The 15129-nt window shown below is 61.4% G+C and carries 19 protein-coding genes and 1 tRNA gene; 5 read left to right on the top strand and 15 right to left on the bottom strand.

Annotation, left to right across the window (positions count from 1 at the left end):
• Nucleotides 1-25: 25 nt before the first annotated feature.
• Both AC0Z35_RS12465 and AC0Z35_RS12470 read right to left on the bottom strand, forming a co-directional pair.
• Entirely contained in the window at nt 26-772 is a 747-nt protein-coding gene (locus tag AC0Z35_RS12465; RefSeq protein WP_046807418.1) for a sulfite exporter TauE/SafE family protein, read from the bottom strand.
• A 79-nt stretch (nt 773-851) separates the two neighbouring features.
• Nucleotides 852-1763, bottom strand: coding sequence for a DMT family transporter (locus AC0Z35_RS12470; RefSeq protein ID WP_046807430.1), 912 nt, complete (start codon nt 1761-1763; stop codon nt 852-854).
• A 160-nt stretch (nt 1764-1923) separates the two neighbouring features.
• On the opposite strand from AC0Z35_RS12470, the gene AC0Z35_RS12475 reads away from it, so the two are divergent.
• Nucleotides 1924-2394, top strand: coding sequence for an Lrp/AsnC family transcriptional regulator (locus AC0Z35_RS12475; protein WP_006218755.1), 471 nt, complete (start codon nt 1924-1926; stop codon nt 2392-2394).
• A 115-nt stretch (nt 2395-2509) separates the two neighbouring features.
• Complete coding sequence (locus tag AC0Z35_RS12480) at nt 2510-2743, top strand: hypothetical protein (RefSeq protein ID WP_046807419.1); 234 nt, start codon at nt 2510-2512, stop codon at nt 2741-2743.
• Between the two features lie 78 nt (nt 2744-2821).
• Here AC0Z35_RS12480 and AC0Z35_RS12485 read toward each other — a convergent pair whose 3' ends face one another.
• Together AC0Z35_RS12485 and AC0Z35_RS12490 are read right to left on the bottom strand one after the other, a co-directional pair.
• Nucleotides 2822-3412: a BPSL1445 family SYLF domain-containing lipoprotein gene (locus AC0Z35_RS12485; RefSeq protein WP_046807420.1), complete on the bottom strand. Its 591-nt coding sequence runs from the start codon at nt 3410-3412 to the stop codon at nt 2822-2824.
• Nucleotides 3413-3639: 227 nt separating this feature from the next.
• Nucleotides 3640-3843 carry a hypothetical protein gene (locus AC0Z35_RS12490; protein ID WP_223264989.1) on the bottom strand — a complete coding sequence of 68 codons (204 nt, stop codon included), beginning with the start codon at nt 3841-3843 and terminating at the stop codon, nt 3640-3642.
• 308 nt (nt 3844-4151) lie between these two features.
• Here AC0Z35_RS12490 and AC0Z35_RS12495 point away from each other — a divergent pair, with 308 nt between their 5' ends.
• Nucleotides 4152-5105, top strand: a complete 954-nt coding sequence (locus tag AC0Z35_RS12495) for a M14 family metallopeptidase (protein ID WP_485132070.1) — start codon at nt 4152-4154, stop codon at nt 5103-5105.
• 37 nt (nt 5106-5142) lie between these two features.
• Here the strand turns inward: AC0Z35_RS12495 and AC0Z35_RS12500 are convergent, their stop codons facing one another.
• Nucleotides 5143-5577: a GNAT family acetyltransferase gene (locus AC0Z35_RS12500; RefSeq protein WP_104145397.1), complete on the bottom strand. Its 435-nt coding sequence runs from the start codon at nt 5575-5577 to the stop codon at nt 5143-5145.
• Between the two features lie 303 nt (nt 5578-5880).
• Nucleotides 5881-6795 carry a PhzF family phenazine biosynthesis isomerase gene (locus AC0Z35_RS12505; protein WP_314362511.1) on the bottom strand — a complete coding sequence of 305 codons (915 nt, stop codon included), beginning with the start codon at nt 6793-6795 and terminating at the stop codon, nt 5881-5883.
• 54 nt (nt 6796-6849) lie between these two features.
• Here AC0Z35_RS12505 and AC0Z35_RS12510 point away from each other — a divergent pair, with 54 nt between their 5' ends.
• On the top strand, nt 6850-7419 hold the full coding sequence (locus tag AC0Z35_RS12510; RefSeq protein ID WP_485132071.1) for a hypothetical protein: 570 nt from the start codon (nt 6850-6852) through the stop codon (nt 7417-7419).
• A gap of 77 nt (nt 7420-7496) precedes the next feature.
• Here AC0Z35_RS12510 and AC0Z35_RS12515 read toward each other — a convergent pair whose 3' ends face one another.
• Nucleotides 7497-8309, bottom strand: coding sequence for an alpha/beta fold hydrolase (locus AC0Z35_RS12515; RefSeq protein ID WP_485132072.1), 813 nt, complete (start codon nt 8307-8309; stop codon nt 7497-7499).
• A gap of 3 nt (nt 8310-8312) precedes the next feature.
• Nucleotides 8313-9059, bottom strand: coding sequence for a hypothetical protein (locus AC0Z35_RS12520; protein ID WP_485132073.1), 747 nt, complete (start codon nt 9057-9059; stop codon nt 8313-8315).
• Nucleotides 9060-9257: 198 nt separating this feature from the next.
• Here AC0Z35_RS12520 and AC0Z35_RS12525 point away from each other — a divergent pair, with 198 nt between their 5' ends.
• A complete protein-coding gene (locus AC0Z35_RS12525) occupies nt 9258-9662 on the top strand; it encodes a hypothetical protein (protein ID WP_485132074.1) in 405 nt (134 codons plus the stop codon).
• A 120-nt stretch (nt 9663-9782) separates the two neighbouring features.
• On the opposite strand, the gene AC0Z35_RS12530 is transcribed toward AC0Z35_RS12525, so the two are convergent.
• The 7 genes from AC0Z35_RS12530 to rpmI all read right to left on the bottom strand — a co-directional run bounded on the left by AC0Z35_RS12530 (nt 9783) and on the right by rpmI (nt 15042).
• A tRNA-Pro gene (locus tag AC0Z35_RS12530) sits at nt 9783-9859 on the bottom strand.
• 232 nt (nt 9860-10091) lie between these two features.
• On the bottom strand, nt 10092-10535 hold the full coding sequence (locus tag AC0Z35_RS12535) for a MerR family transcriptional regulator (RefSeq protein WP_046807426.1): 444 nt from the start codon (nt 10533-10535) through the stop codon (nt 10092-10094).
• A 58-nt stretch (nt 10536-10593) separates the two neighbouring features.
• Nucleotides 10594-10935, bottom strand: coding sequence for an integration host factor subunit alpha (locus AC0Z35_RS12540; protein WP_006218744.1), 342 nt, complete (start codon nt 10933-10935; stop codon nt 10594-10596).
• A gap of 3 nt (nt 10936-10938) precedes the next feature.
• Nucleotides 10939-13356, bottom strand: coding sequence for a phenylalanine--tRNA ligase subunit beta (pheT, locus tag AC0Z35_RS12545; protein ID WP_485132075.1), 2418 nt, complete (start codon nt 13354-13356; stop codon nt 10939-10941).
• Between the two features lie 13 nt (nt 13357-13369).
• Nucleotides 13370-14392, bottom strand: coding sequence for a phenylalanine--tRNA ligase subunit alpha (gene pheS, locus AC0Z35_RS12550; RefSeq protein WP_006218742.1), 1023 nt, complete (start codon nt 14390-14392; stop codon nt 13370-13372).
• Nucleotides 14393-14469: 77 nt separating this feature from the next.
• Complete coding sequence (gene rplT / locus AC0Z35_RS12555) at nt 14470-14829, bottom strand: 50S ribosomal protein L20 (RefSeq protein ID WP_006218741.1); 360 nt, start codon at nt 14827-14829, stop codon at nt 14470-14472.
• Nucleotides 14830-14844: 15 nt separating this feature from the next.
• Nucleotides 14845-15042 (bottom strand): 50S ribosomal protein L35, encoded by a 198-nt coding sequence (gene rpmI, locus AC0Z35_RS12560; RefSeq protein WP_006218740.1) that lies wholly within the window; start codon nt 15040-15042, stop codon nt 14845-14847.
• Nucleotides 15043-15129: the final 87 nt, after the last annotated feature.

A 15129-nucleotide genomic window follows, 5' to 3' on the forward strand; every position in this document is an offset into this window, starting at 1 on the left:
TAGCATGCTCGTCAAGCCCGCCCGGCTATGCAAAAAGCTTGGGCACCGACGACACCAGCAAGGCAATGCCGGACAACGTCAAGAGGCCCAGCACCACGCGCCGAAACGTCACGTCGCTGATGCCGACATACACCCGCGCGCCCAGTAATGTCGGCACCAGCATGGCCGGCACGATGATGGCAAACAGCGGCAGCATGTCTGTCGTTACCACCCCGGTGACGATGTAGCTTGCCATCGTCACCGCCAGCATCGACAAGTTGAAATTCTGAATTACCGAGCGCTGCACGTCGCGCTCAAAGCCGCGCAAGGTGCACCACAACGTCGGGATGACGCCCGTGAAGCCGCCGATGCCGCCCATGATGCCGCCCATCGCCCCCACGACTCCATCCGCCACCTTGCCGCCTGCCGTAATACGCGGCAAACGCGTGGCGAACAACATGATCGGACACCAGACGGCCAGCAAGCCGCCGATGAAGGTCTTGAATATCAAGGGGTCAAGATGCGGCAAGACCTTTACCCCGATGGGGATGCCCACCAATCCGCCTAGAACAAACGGCAACAGGTTCGACCAGGAAAAGCCCCGGCGCACGGTGAATGCGGCGAGCAGCTGGCCGGTCAGTGCGCCGAAGACCGTCATCGCGGCAGCCAGGCGTGGGTCGATGGTCCACGCCCAGAACGACATTGCCACCATCCCGAAGCCGAACCCAGACAATCCCTGAACGAAGCCGGCAGCCACCGCGCCCAACACGACCAGCACATATAGCGAATCCATTTCTGCCCCATTTGCCGCATTTCTGCCGCGCATCCCCACGCGTTGCCAGGCCCCTCCCGGCGCGACATTCTAGTGCGTTCTACGAAGGCCGCAGTGCAAGCGGGCGCTTCACGCGCGCGGCGACCGCCGAGGCGGCGACGCTGATGCCGATCAACGTCAGGCCCAGCGCCAGGTCGGCCGACAGGCGTTCATGAAAGACGACGGACGACACGACAAGGCCGATCACCGGCACACACAGCATCGCAATGGACGTAGCCACGGGCGGCATTTTTTGCGTCATGCCCAACACCACGATGAACGTCAGTGCCGTCGCAAGCGGACCGGTGTACAGGATGATCGGCCACGCATCGGGCACCGTCAAAAAGCCGGGCGCGCCATCGCGCATCCAGGCCAACGCCGCCAACGGAATCGTGGCAAGCGCGGTTTGCCAGGGAATCATGTCGGCGCCCAGGCGCACGTGACGATTGCCGCGCAGCTGGATGATGTTGCACGCCCACGCGAACGAGGCGCCCAGCAGCATGACCAGGCCCACTACGGTATGCGCCTGCCAAGGGCTGAATGCCGGCGCCACGATCACACCGATGCCCGCATAGCTGAGCGCCGTCGCCACCCATTGGCCGGCGTTCAGGCGTTCTTTCAGAATCAGTGCCGACAAGGGGATGACCCAAATCGACGTCGCGTAGGCGACCACGGACGCTCGTCCCGGCGCCACGTACTGCAAGGCCCACAACGCCAGCGCGGTAAACGCGCCCATCTGCAACAGCGCCACGCCGGCCACCAGCGGCCATTCCTGGCGTGTGGGAAACCGCAGTCGACCCAGCGCCGCCAACACCAGCACGCTGACCACCGCAGCGGATCCAAACCGGCTGGCGGCAAGCCACAACGGGCTCATGTGTGCCAACCCCATCTTCATGACGGGCCAGTTTCCACCCCAGACCATGACCGCGCCCACCAGCGGCAAAAACTTGCGCAACGTGCTTTGCTGACTTATCACCACAGGATCTACCGCTTGAATATTCCGCACTTCGGCCCATTTGCCGAAGAAAGAAATAGTCTATAGGGTTAACCCCAGCATATTTCACCTCAATTTGCTCCGATACACTGCTTGCCCAGCACGAACGAATTGCCAAGCAACGACAACTAGGTGACTTATGCCGGAAATCAACCTGGATGCGACCGACATCCGAATCCTGAACGAACTTCAACGCGATGCGCGACTGACCAACGTCGAACTTGCCGCCCGCGTGAATCTGTCCGCTTCGCCTTGCCTGGCGCGCGTGCGGCGGCTGGAAACCGACGGGCTGATCGACCGCCGCGTCACCCTGCTCAATGCGCGCAAGCTGGGCCTGAAGGTCAACGTCTTCATCCAGATCTCGCTGGACAAGCAGCGCAAAGCCGCGCTGGACGTGTTCGAACGCGAAATCGCCGTGCTGCCGGAAATCATGGAGTGCTATCTGATGTCGGGCGACGCCGACTATCTGATTCGCGCCTTGGTGCCCGACGTGGACGCGCTTGAACGACTGATCGTCGAGCACATCACGCGCATCCCCGGCGTGGCCAGCATCCGTTCAAGCTTCGCGCTCAAGCAGGTGCTGTACACCACCGCCGTTCCGCTTGCCTGACGGATACCAGGCGACGCGTTCCGAAACTTGCGGGATCAGGCGGCCGCCCGCACAATGATTCGTCGGCGCGGCATGCGCGCCGGCTTCCCTCCCATCGCTTAGCAAAGGAGCAACCATGCCCGAAACAGAATGGTCACCCGGCAGCGCGCTACCCGATCGTCAGGGTTACTTCGAAGTGGAATTCGACACAGGCGAAACTGAAATCACCCGATACGGCATGCTGGGTTGGGAACCCGAGGCCGAACGCGGCCGCATACTGCGGTGGCGCGGCCTGGATCCAGCTATTGAAGAAGCCGAAATCCAGCGCGAAAGCGCGGTGCGCAATAACGGCGACACGTTGCTCGGCTAACCCATAGCCCCCCAAAAAAAACGCCGCGGAGTTGAATCCGCGGCGTTTTTCCTGGCGAAAGGTTTTCAGCCGTCAGGCTTACCAGTCAAGCTTCGAGATCTTGGTGCCGGCCAGCGAAACGCCCGCCATCAAGCCACCGTTGTTCATCACGAAACCCACGATCGGCTGCTGCGCCGTATTGGTATCGATGCGGCCGTTGGCTCCGATGTTCACCACGGCAACCGTGGCGTCCGCGCCGACGGTCCAGCCACTGCTGTTGCGGAACTTGTTCAAGGCGTCATCCGTCATGAACAACAACACCATGGCCTTGGACTGCGCGCCGGCCTGGAAGCCGATCGAGCCCGCCGTGGTGCTGTAGTAACCGGCATTAGAGCCGCCCACCCGCAACACGCCGTTGCCATGCTCGGCGCCCACGATGAAACTGCCGCTCAACACGTCGGGGAACACCAGCACACCCTTGGCGCGCGCCACCAATTCCTTCGATTGCGGCGAAGCCTCGTACAGCTTGGTCAATGTGGCGTTGGCCGCGCTATTCATGGAATCGCGCTTTTCAGTTGAGGTCGCCGAGGACTTCGGGGTGGTCGTGGTGCAACCGGCAAACAGCACACCGGCTACCCCGATCGTCGCGGCAATACCTACACGACGCAGAACAGGAAAAGTGTCAAGCATGGAACTCTCCTTTATTGTTGTCAGCCAGTACCACTGTACCGGTCAAACTCGCTGAAGCAAGGCACACGATTGTGTAAAACGAAACAAAACCTACCCGCCTTCATCTCGTGCGCAATGGCCCGGATCCAACAGCCATGGGCCTGCGCGGGCCGAAACTCTTGCCTTGCTGCTGCAACATTTAGTAGAGGCTGCCCCGACAGGACCTCATGCCCGGCGTTGCCGCGCGCCTACAGAATGCCGTACCTCGGTTCGCCGGTGGACGCATCCACAGACACGATTCCAGACAGCACCAATTCCGCATGACGCCGCGCCACGTCGGCATCCGCGAACGTGACAAAGCGGGGCAAAGACCAGCGTTGCTGCTGCGCCCCTCCGTTGCCTGGGCGGCTCACGATGACCTCGATAGCCATCACGCCAGCATCCAGACTCACGATCTCACAACCCACTTGAAAACCATCGATATGGCGTTGCGGTCCCGCCCCCATTCCGCACTCCTGAAATCAAACACTCCGCGCGCAATATGCCAAAAAAAAATGGTACTGAAAAGCAGTGCTTTTAGCGGGTCACGAAGCACTAGTACACCTAGTACTCCAGCATCTTGCACACGCTCGCATGACATCGAAATTTCGTCTTTTGAAGCCGATGCGGTCTTTTTTTCATTCATGCAATCACAGCGGGCGATTTGCTCGGCGCGGCCCGGGGGGTATATTGCAACGTTCACCAAGAGGCCTTTCGTTCCATGCAAACATTACCTTTTGAACCCGACACAGCCCCCCTCGAAGTCCTGCCCCGCGACCTGTCTGCATACCGCGAAGGCAACACCGGTATCCCGTACGTGCATCGCTTTGAATCCGGCGTCCCGGGTCCTCACGTGCTGATCAACGCCATCACGCATGGCAACGAAATCTGTGGCATGGTCGCCGTCACACATCTGCTGGACACCGGTGTGCGCCCCAAGATCGGCACGTTGACCGTCAGCTTTGCCCATGTCGAAGCGTATGAAGCCTTCGACATCGAGAACCCGTACGAGAACCGGCAGCTGGTGCATAACCTGAATCGCATCTGGTCGGCGGCCATGTTGGACGGAACAGAAGACAGCCCCGAACTGCGCCGCGCCCGCCAACTGCGACCGGTGCTGGACGCCGCCGATTTTGTGCTGGACATCCACTCGACCCGCGCCCCCGTGCAACCGTTCTGGGTCTACAACGAGATGGACCGCAATACCGCCCTGGCGGCCGCCGTTGGCGCGCCCGCGGTGCACCTAGTGATGCCGCAGCATAAATTTCCCGGCACAGGCGTCATGGGCTACGGCCATCATGGGGACCCGCTGTCCGACAGCCAGGGAGCCCTGGTTGTCGAATGCGGCCAGCATTTCGCACGCTCGGCCGCCGAATTGGCCACCGACGTGACGATGCGCTTTTTGGCCCACACCGGCCTCATCGATGCGCCCCTGAACGCCCCGCCGCCGCCCGTTCCGCAACGCTTCCGTTTGCTGGAAGTGCACATGGTCAAGTCCGAAGACTTCCATTTCACTCGCCATGTCATCGGCTTTGAAACCTTCGACAAGGGCGAACTCATCGCGATGAACGGCGACGAGGAAATCCGATCGCCTTGCGACCGCTGCACGATCTTCATGCCCACGCGCATGCCGATCGTCGGCAGGGAAGCGGTCTACCTTACCGAAGCCATCTAAGCCACCTGGCGCACGATGCGCCAGGTGGCAACGCGGCCTACCTGTCAGGGATCAGGCGCTTGCCCATGCTGATCACTTCATCCAGCTCAAAGCCCAAGCTTTTGTAGAAGCCCTGCACGGCGACGTTGCCGGACCGGATCAGCAGATTGATCTTCGGGCAGCCCATCTGAAGCAGCTTGGCTTCGACAGCGCGCATCAGCTCGGTGGCATAGCCCCGCCGCTGGTGCGCGGGCGCCACCGCCAGATAATTGATCCAGGCGCGGTGCCCGTCATAGCCACCCATCAGCGTGGCGACGATCACGCCGCGGATCTCACCAACCAGAAACAACTCCGGCTGCACGGTCAGCTTGCGGGCAATATCCTTGGCGGGATCGTTCCAGGGACGCGTCAGGCCGCAGTCGCGCCATAGCTGGATCAGCGCCGCTTCGTCAGCGGGTTGGTAGGGCCGGATGGCCAGGGAATCACAGGTCATGCTTCGTTCCTTCAATCAGGGAAACGAAGGCCCGGCGATACGCCTCGGAAGCTACAGGGCGGCAAAGGACTTACCGCAAAAACAAAAAGGCCACGAGAGGTATCGTGGCCTTCAAGGAAAGCGCCGAAGGGTCGGCGCCTGTACGTGACTAGCCACTCAACGTAAACGTCGAGCGGCTCGTCGGTTGTCTGCCAAGCATGCGGCAGGAAAATCATGGGGATTCATGCGGGCAAGCTTACACGAGCGCCTGACCTGGGATCAATACCGGCTTACTGTGAATACCGGCTTACTCTGAATACCGGCTTACTGTGCGCCGGGCGCCGGCAACGTGCCTTCCATCACCACCACGGCATGGCCCGCCACCCCGGCCCACACGCCGTCGGTGCGCGGCTCGGCATGGGCCAGCAGCAGGCTTGGCCGCCCCATGTCGACGCCCTGCCCCACGCGCAGCGTCAGTTTGCCCTGGTCCCGCAACGCCGCGCGCAGCGCCGTGACAGCGGCCGTCGCGCTACCGGTGGCGGGGTCTTCCGTCATGCGGCCGGTGAACATGCGCGCCTGGATATCGGTGGGAGCATCGATCGTGTCGCTTGCGGTATCCGTGGTGTAGACGTAAATGGACTTTGCGCCATCCAGCGGCAGCAACGCGGCGTAGCCCTGCGAATCCGGCGATGCGCGGCGCAAGGCATCACGGCTGGCCAGCTGCGCCACCAGAAAAATCAAACCCACCGACACGACTTGCGGCGCATGCTCGGACGTGTCCACGTCCTCGGGGTTCAATTTCAATGCACGCGCCAGATCCGCAGCCGACACTTCGCTGGCGCGTGACAGCGGTTGCGGCGCCAGAAGCTCGACGCTTTCCACACCCTTGGCGCCCGCGCGCAACGTAATGCGCACCAAGCCTGCTTCTTCTTCGAAGACAAACGCGTCCGGCATCGGGCGCCCCGCCGCGACCATCTCGCGCGCCAGCACCACGGCGGTGCCTACGTTGGGGTGCCCCGCGAACGGCACCTCGCGATCAGGCGTGAATATCCGAACCCAGGCCGTATTACCGGCGTCCTTGGGTGGCAGCACGAAACTGGTTTCCGAATAATTGAACTCTCGCGCAATGCGCTGCATCTGCGCGCCATCCAGCCCCTGCGCGTCCAACACGACAGCCAATGGGTTGCCACAATAGGTTTGGCCGGTAAACACATCGGCAGTGACATAGCGGTAGCGCATGCGGTCTTCTCTTTGGCAGTGGTAAGTCGACGAGTATGCGCGCGGTCAGCCACGTTGCAACAGGCACAGAAGACGGAGATTTTCGCCATAACAGCAGGGGCGGAGTCGAGTACCCTGTGGTGCTGGATCGCAATCGCGCGCAGCGGCACTCACGCCAAGCCGCCATTGCGTTCGCGCACTACCGCGCCGGGCCGCAATCGCGCACCCGAACGCGTTTACTTTTGCAAGGAATGCATCATGGAAAACCCCTTTGGCGACGCCGAAGAACCCGCAGTCGGCCACCGGCAATACCTGGTCCTGATCGCGGCATCAAAAGACAACGCGTCACTCGCGCAAAAGCAGCTGGAAAACCTGAAGAAGTTTGTCGACGATCGCGCAGCGCCGCTATGGATCGACGCCAAAGGCATCGGCGTGCTGTTGACCACCGATATGGTCGCCTCGGAAATTTGGCGCGTCATGTTGCCAAAGGACGCCCCGGACCTTGGCGACACCCGCAACATGCTTGTCCTGGAAATTGGCAAAGACTGGGCCGCCCGCCGCGACGACAAGATCGAACACTGGCTGGCCTCACACGTCGGCTCCCCGCTACCGCCCATGCCGCGTGGCGCGGGTAAGAAGCGTTAAGCCGATTAAACGTCCGCGCGCCGGTGCATCGTCAATCTCTCAAGCCGGAGCGTGCACGGCACGCGCCAGGCGGACGATCAGGTAGCGCTCGCGATAAACGCGGCCAGGCGCGCGTTCAATTCCGCAGGCCGATCCAGGCTGGGCAAATGCGCCGTGCAGGGCAATTCCGTGCCAATGCCATAAGGGAGCAACGCGGCAACTTGTCTGCTACGCGCCTGGATATGTGGAAAGTCGCAAGCGCCCCACAATACAAGCGTCGGCACTTCGATTTCGCCCAGGCGCTGGTACGCAGCCACGTTATCGATGCTTGAGCCGCGATACGGCGCGCTTAATATGGCGCCGTTCATTTCCAGAAACAGCGTGCGCGCGGCGCCCGACACCCGCCGTTCCTGCTCGAACGGGCCATCCAGGAACAGGCGCGCCTTCAAGGCATTGATACGTTCCTGATCACCCGCCGCGCCGGCCCGCTTCAATTCTTCCATCAGTTCGTGCACCGCTGGCGAATGCACCGGGTCGGCCACGCCGGCAACGGTCGGCGAAATCAACACCAAGCCGCGCACTCGCGACGGGTGCAACAGCGCCGCGTCCAGTGCAACGCGGGCGCCTTGCGAACAACCCACCAGAATTGCCGGCTTGCCTTCTGCCAACGTATCCAGCACTGCCACCAGATCGGCAACCGCTGAATAATCTTCCACTTCGGCACGCGTCCGCCCGTGGCCGCGACGATCATAGGCAATAGCGGTATTCGTTTTCGCGACTTGACCCATCTGCGCCTCCCACATACGGCTGTCGCAGATGGCGGCGTGCAGGAATACCACCGGGTCGCCACGTCCCGCCGTCTCGGCAAAAAGCGACGCCCGGCCACTCGTTATGTGATGTTGGCTTCGCATCAATCAAACCACCACGGCAACGCCGCCGATCTTCTCCGCGCTGCCGCGTGAGGATTCGCGATAGGCGACCGCGGCCATCACCGCCGCTATGACCATCATGGCCGTGCAGATCAGCATGCCGAGCAGGCCATAAGCGATGCCGGACAAGGTAACGCGGCGCGCAACGTCGACGACCAAGGTCTTCGTGACGCCCGCCGACACGACAAGGCCAAACAACACAATGGCCAACGGCCAGCGCCGAAAGACCATGGTTTGGCGCACCTCCTTGAATCCGTATTCGCCTGATGACGCGGCGCGCGGCAGGCTCGGCACATATACCGCGCCGGCGTATATCGTTGGCACCCAGATCAGACCAAGCACGCTGAACAACGCGCCAAAGAACTTTGCGTCGCCACCGCTATTCAGCGCGAAGTAGAGCCACAGCGGAATGTCGGCGGACGCACGCAACACCGCGCCCGCCACGACGACGAATAGAACCAGCAGCGCCAAGTGCTTTGCCTCGGCATTGGCCGGCCGCTTCGGCTGTTCGATCACGACGCCCCTACTGGCGACGACATCCATCCATGCGAACGTCATACGTGCCAATGCCAGCAAATTAATCAACGCCAGCAGCAGGAACACAAATTGGATCGCGCCCACAGACTTGGACGCCAGCAACGCAAAAGGAAGCGATAGAAAAAACACGCACAAAGACCATGGCGCCGCAGCCACCATGTTCCTGCCGTATTGACCAATGGCATTGAAGGTCAACGCGATAAGACGCCTACCAGCGAGTTTGCGAGCCACGGGAACCCTTTGCGAACGAAGTCGGGACGCTAGTTATACCAGCACATTGATGAACAGAATATGTGGGGGCTGCTGCGCATTTTTTCCTGCCAGCATGCTGTTCGGCCATGATGCCGTTCGGCTAAGCTGCCATAAGGCTGATATCAAAAACGGGATGCCCCTATGCCCTTCGCCCGCACCTACTTCATGAACCAAATCAGCGAAGCGCAGTTTGCACAGCTGCTTTCGAATGCGCTTTTCGACAAGCAGAACTTCTATATGGAAAACGTCCATGACATGGAAGCCACCCTGCTACGCGCGGGCGCATTGGTGGCTCAGGCCGGCCTGAAAAGCCGCGTGGTGGATAGACCGTCGAACCCCTTTCCAAGCTTGCATCACAGCGCAATCTCGTCGACACCTATCATCGGACTGGTATGGACTGCCGCGATGGCAATGATGGCTGGGATGTCAGTGGGACGCCCCACCGCCGACGTGACGTTCGTGCGCACCGCGGATCATTCGCTAAGCGTTGTTTTCAGCAGAAAAATGCGCGCGGGGAAAACGGCGGAGAGCGCGGGCGGAGGATAGTGAATGGGCGATGAGTGCTGGGTATATGTCGGCGCGATAGGTGCAGATATCGATGCAACCAACCTGATTCGGAAATGAGAAAGGCCGTTAGTGATTTCTCACTAACGGCCTTGGAACTTCTGGTCGGGACGGCGGGATTCGAACTCGCGACCCCTTGCACCCCATGCAAGTGCGCTACCAGGCTGCGCTACGCCCCGAAAGAAAAAGAGTATAGCAGAACAAAAATAAGTTTGCACGCATTGGTGCAAAAAAAGTGCTGAATACTCAAAAAAATTTGCGCTTCATGTTCGTCGTCTGCACTAGCTATCTATCAGACGGCGCATGAAGCGCAATGCACTGCTTGTTGCCGCGCGCGAAGCGGATCAGCGACGCGCGTTGCGGATAACGCTTTCTATCAAATGCGGGTTGGCGCGGATGAGCCCAACCGACTTATGCCACCGTGCTGACGGTGCCGCTGCTTGCGCTGGCGGCCACGTTGGTCACGTTAGCGGGCAGGCCCAAGGCGTCTGCCAACATCGTCGAGACGCTGGCAAGCTCGTTGCGCAGGCCTTGCATTTCGGCGCCCGACAAACGAACGGCGGCGTCTTGATCGTGCGGCATATCGCGCGCATCGCCCAGGCGATTGCGCGCACCGCTGATCGTAAAGCCTTGTTCATACAGCAAGGAACGGATGCGGCGAATCAGCAGCACTTCGTGATGCTGATAGTAGCGGCGATTGCCGCGCCGCTTGACCGGCTTGAGCTGGGTGAATTCCTGTTCCCAGTACCGCAAGACGTGAGGCTTGACGCCACACAGCTCGCTGACTTCACCAATGGTGAAGTAACGCTTGGCGGGAATGGGCGGCAGGGTAACGGTGGATTCAGTACGTGTCATAAGCGAATTTTATGCCGCGAGTAAGCTGGGTGCCGATAACAATTACCGACAAAGCGTATCACTCCGCGGCGTCGGGTGCAGCAGGGGTCGCCTGCTCTACCACGCTCTTGAGTTTCTGACTCGCGTGGAACGTGACCACGCGTCGTGCGGCGATGGGAATGGTCTCGCCGGTTTTGGGATTGCGGCCAGGTCGTGGCGGCTTGTCGCGCACCTGGAAATTGCCGAAACCCGAAAGCTTCACGGAATCACCGCGAGCCAAGGCGTCACGGATTTCTTCGAAGAAGGTATCGACGATGTCCTTGGCCTCGCGCTTGTTCAAGCCGACCCGCTCGAAGAGCAGTTCGGCAAGCTCAGCCTTGGTCAGGGTGCGTGGCTCGGCAGCAAGCATACTGTTCCCCATGGTTCATGTACGCTGGCGCGCGCCGTGGGCGCCGACCAATGCATCCTTGATGCGGGACAGGCAATCCGCCACACGGGCTTCGTCCAGGGTGACCTCAGTGTCCTGTAGCCAGAAACGGAAAGCAAGGCTTTTCTCCGTGACGGGCTCGCTGCCATGGGCCTTCTCGCGCCACACGTCAAACACGCGCGCGTCCTGCACAACTGCCAGTTGCGCATCCGCCTTGACCGCGGCAAACACCGTGTCCAGCATCGATTGCGTAGACACCGAAGCGTCCACCCACAGCGCCAGGTCGCGCACGACCACGGGCTGGCGCGAGAGCTCGCGCACTTGAGGCAACTCGCCTTCGGACAAGGCTTGAACGTCAAGTTCGAACACGACGGGCGCGTGCGCCAAATCTGCCTGCTGCGCCCAACGCGGGTGCAGTTCGCCGACCCAGCCCACTTGCTTGCCATCGAGCTCGATGCGGGCGCTGCGGCCCGGATGCAGCGCGGGATGCGACGCAGCTTCGAATCGCAGACGACGACCGCGGGCGCCAAACAATGCCTCGACGTCCATCTTCACGTCAAAGAAATCGACTTGGCGCGTGGCCAAGCCCCACTGCTCTTCAACGGCCGGGCCCCAGGCAGCGCCCGACAAGCGCATCGGTTGGCGCACGCCCGCAACTTCCAGCGGACCATCTTGTGCGCTGGCGTCGCGCATGAAGACGCGACCCAGTTCGAACACGCGAACGCGCGACTGCTTGCGGTTGGCGTTGTGGCGGATGTTGGCGACCAAGCCACCAATCAGGCTGGAACGCATGACCGACAAATGGCTGGCAATAGGATTCACCAGGCGAACCGGCGTGTCGTTGCCGGCGTAGTCGCGTTCCCAATCGGCTTCAACGAAGCTGTAGTTCACGACTTCCTGGTAATCCTGGGCGGCCGTCAGGCGACGCAGCGCATGCGCGCCACGATGCACTTCGGGCTGCGAGAACATCTTGGCGCGCGCCATCGGCGGCACATCGGGAATGCTCTCGAAGCCGTAGATGCGAGCCACTTCCTCGATCAGGTCTTCTTCGATTTCAAGGTCGAAGCGGTACGACGGCGGGCTGACGATGAAGTCATCGCCTTCGACCGTGAACTCCAGACCCAGGCTGGCGAAAATCTTGGCGACCTGCTCTTGCGTGACGGGCACGCCAAGCACGCGATGGCAGCGCGCCAGGCGCATGCGGACAGGCGCGCGCGTAGGCAGGTTGACGATCTGGTCATCCAGCGGGCCGACCTGGCCGCCGCAGATGTCGACGATCAAGCGCGTAATGAATTCGATGTGTTCGGGAATGCTGGCGTAGTCCACGCCGCGCTCGAAGCGATGGCTGGCTTCCGAGCTGAACTTGTAGCGGCGCGCGCGACCCGCAATGGCCTGCGGCCACCAGAACGCGGCTTCCAGATAGACGTTCTGCGTGTCCAGCGTTACGGACGTGGCTTCACCACCCATGATGCCGGCCAGGCTTTCCACCTGATCGCCTGCCACCACCACGCCGACCTTCGGATCCAGCGTGATGGTCTGGCCGTTCAGCAGTTCCAGCGTCTCGCCTTCGCGCGCCCAGCGCACGGAGATATCGCCACCGATCTTGTCCAGATCGAACACGTGTGACGGGCGGCCCAACTCAAGCATGACATAGTTCGAGATGTCGACCAATGCCGACAACGAACGCTGGCCGGCGCGCTCAAGGCGCGTCTTCATCCAGTCTGGCGTTGCGGCGCGAGCATTCACGCCACGAATAACGCGGCCGGCAAAACGGCCGCACAGGTCGGGAGCTTCGATCTTGACGGGCAGACGATCTTCAAGCTGCACGGGCACGGCAACGGCCGTGGGAACCGACAACGGTGCGCCCGTCAGCGCAGCCACTTCGCGCGCCACGCCAAGTATCGACAGGCAGTCGGCGCGGTTAGGCGTGAGCTTGAGCGTGAAGAGCGTGTCGTCCAGGTCCAGCGCTTCGCGGATGGACTGACCGGGCACCATGTCGGCGGGCAGTTCCAACAAGCCTGCGTGGTCTTGCGACAAGCCCAGTTCGCGGGCCGAGCACAACATGCCCGACGATTGGACGCCGCGCATTTTCGCCACGCCGATCTTCATGCCGCCAGGCAGTTCAGCGCCCACGCGTGCCAATGGCACCTTCAGGCCGGCAGCCGCGTTCGGCGCGCCGCACACGATTTGCAGGCGTTCGCCGGAGCCATCGTCCACTTGGCACACGCGCAGCTTGTCGGCGTCGGGATGCGGAGCGATATCGACGATGTGACCCACGACCACGCCGGTAAAGGCCGGGGCGGCAGGCGCCGTCTCTTCGACTTCCAGGCCGGCCATGGTGAGGCGGTGCGCGAGTTCGTCGGTTGCGATGGGAGGGTTGACCAGCGTACGCAGCCAGGATTCGGGAAATTGCATGATCAGCCGTCTGTTATTCGTTGAACTGGCGCAAGAAGCGCAAATCGCCTTCGTAGAACTGGCGCAGGTCGTTGACGCCGTAGCGCAACATCGTCAGGCGCTCAAGGCCGGAACCAAAGGCAAAGCCGATGTAGCGCTCGGGATCAAGGCCGAAGTTGCGCACCACTTCGGGGTGCACCTGGCCCGAGCCGGAAATTTCCAGCCAGCGACCACGGTTGGGACCCGAGGTGAACATCATGTCGATTTCGGCGGACGGCTCCGTGAACGGGAAGAACGACGGGCGGAAGCGCACGACAAGATCATCGCTTTCAAAGAAGCAACGCAGGAAATCGGTGTACACGCCCTTCAGGTCGGCAAACGAGATGTCCTCGGCGATCCAGAGCCCTTCCACTTGGTGGAACATGGGCGAGTGCGTGGCGTCGCTGTCGACGCGATAGGTGCGCCCGGGTGCAATCACCTTGATGGGCGGCTTGTGCATGCGGGCATAACGCACCTGCATGGGGCTGGTGTGCGTGCGCAGCAGCAGCGGCAGGCCGTCGGCGTCGTTCATGTCGACGTAGAACGTGTCCTGCATGGAACGCGCCGGATGGTCCAGCGGGTTGTTCAATGCGGTGAAATTGGTCCAGTCGTTTTCCACTTCGGGGCCGTCGGCCACGTCGAAGCCAATGGAACGGAAGATAGCTTCCACACGTTCCCAGGTCCGGATCACCGGATGGATGCCCCCCGGCGCGCGACCGCGGCCCGGCAGGGTGACGTCAATGGTTTCAGAAGCCAGTCGGGCGTCCAGTTCCGCCTGCGCCAATGCAGCGCGGCGCGAATTCAGGAGCTCTTCGACTTGTTGCTTGGCCTGATTGATACGGGCGCCCATCTCGCGCTTCTGCTCGGGATCGAGCTTGCCCAGACCCTTGAGCAGCACCGTCAGTGCGCCTTCCTTACCCAGGAATCGAGCCTTTGCGTTCTCGAGCGCGGCGGCATCCGTAGCCGCGGCGAACCGTTCTTGCGCCTGGGAGACCAGGTCGTCAACCAATAGAGTCATGAAATCCAGCCTTCAAAACGCAAACGGGGCTATTACAGCCCCGTTTGCAGCGATGCGCGATGAGTTAAAGCGCGCGATCAGGCAGCCAAGGCAGCCTTGGCTTGCTGCACGATGGCGGCAAAGCCGGCCTTGTCGCGCACGGCCAGATCGGCCAGGACCTTACGATCCAGTTCAATCGAAGCCTTCTTCAGACCAGCGATGAACACGCTGTAGCTGACGCCATGTTCGCGGACAGCAGCGTTGATACGCGTGATCCACAGAGCACGGAACGTGCGCTTCTTGTTACGACGGTCGCGGTAGGCGTATTGGCCAGCGCGCATGACTGCTTGCTTGGCAATACGGAACACATTACCGCGGCGGCCACGGTAACCCTTGGCGGCGGCAATGACTTTTTTGTGACGTGCGCGGGCAGTTACGCCGCGTTTGACGCGAGGCATATTAAGTCTCCCTTATCAAGCGAAAGGCATCATGGCCTTGACGGAGGCCACGTTGGATTCATGAACGGCCGTCGAGCCGCGCAATTGACGCTTGGCCTTCGTGGTCTTCTTGGTCAGAATGTGGCGCTTGAACGCCTGACCGCGCTTGATGGAGCCGCTGCCGCGAACCTTAAAGCGCTTGGAGGCGCTTTTCTTGGTTTTCATCTTGGGCATGATGATTCCCTAAACTTAAACTCGTTGTTGATTTGACATGACGCGAGGTGCTTGGGCGCTGGTGGCTGGCAGCCCGAAGGCTGGTAC

It is taken from the genome of Achromobacter sp. 1L-A-4-B-C2 (assembly GCF_057291955.1).

Excerpts from the sequence above, each read along its gene's own strand:
- AC0Z35_RS12465 (WP_046807418.1), bottom strand. The coding sequence starts at position 772 with ATGGATTCGCTATATGTGCTGGTCGTGTTGGGCGCGGTGGCTGCCGGC.
- AC0Z35_RS12475 (WP_006218755.1), top strand. The coding sequence starts at position 1,924 with ATGCCGGAAATCAACCTGGATGCGACCGACATCCGAATCCTGAACGAA.
- AC0Z35_RS12480 (WP_046807419.1), top strand. The coding sequence starts at position 2,510 with ATGCCCGAAACAGAATGGTCACCCGGCAGCGCGCTACCCGATCGTCAG.
- AC0Z35_RS12485 (WP_046807420.1), bottom strand. The coding sequence starts at position 3,412 with ATGCTTGACACTTTTCCTGTTCTGCGTCGTGTAGGTATTGCCGCGACG.
- AC0Z35_RS12495 (WP_485132070.1), top strand. The coding sequence starts at position 4,152 with ATGCAAACATTACCTTTTGAACCCGACACAGCCCCCCTCGAAGTCCTG.
- AC0Z35_RS12500 (WP_104145397.1), bottom strand. The coding sequence starts at position 5,577 with ATGACCTGTGATTCCCTGGCCATCCGGCCCTACCAACCCGCTGACGAA.
- AC0Z35_RS12505 (WP_314362511.1), bottom strand. The coding sequence starts at position 6,795 with ATGCGCTACCGCTATGTCACTGCCGATGTGTTTACCGGCCAAACCTAT.
- AC0Z35_RS12515 (WP_485132072.1), bottom strand. The coding sequence starts at position 8,309 with ATGCGAAGCCAACATCACATAACGAGTGGCCGGGCGTCGCTTTTTGCC.
- AC0Z35_RS12525 (WP_485132074.1), top strand. The coding sequence starts at position 9,258 with ATGCCCTTCGCCCGCACCTACTTCATGAACCAAATCAGCGAAGCGCAG.
- AC0Z35_RS12535 (WP_046807426.1), bottom strand. The coding sequence starts at position 10,535 with ATGACACGTACTGAATCCACCGTTACCCTGCCGCCCATTCCCGCCAAG.
- AC0Z35_RS12540 (WP_006218744.1), bottom strand. The coding sequence starts at position 10,935 with ATGGGGAACAGTATGCTTGCTGCCGAGCCACGCACCCTGACCAAGGCT.
- pheT (WP_485132075.1), bottom strand. The coding sequence starts at position 13,356 with ATGCAATTTCCCGAATCCTGGCTGCGTACGCTGGTCAACCCTCCCATC.
- pheS (WP_006218742.1), bottom strand. The coding sequence starts at position 14,392 with ATGACTCTATTGGTTGACGACCTGGTCTCCCAGGCGCAAGAACGGTTC.
- rplT (WP_006218741.1), bottom strand. The coding sequence starts at position 14,829 with ATGCCTCGCGTCAAACGCGGCGTAACTGCCCGCGCACGTCACAAAAAA.
- rpmI (WP_006218740.1), bottom strand. The coding sequence starts at position 15,042 with ATGCCCAAGATGAAAACCAAGAAAAGCGCCTCCAAGCGCTTTAAGGTT.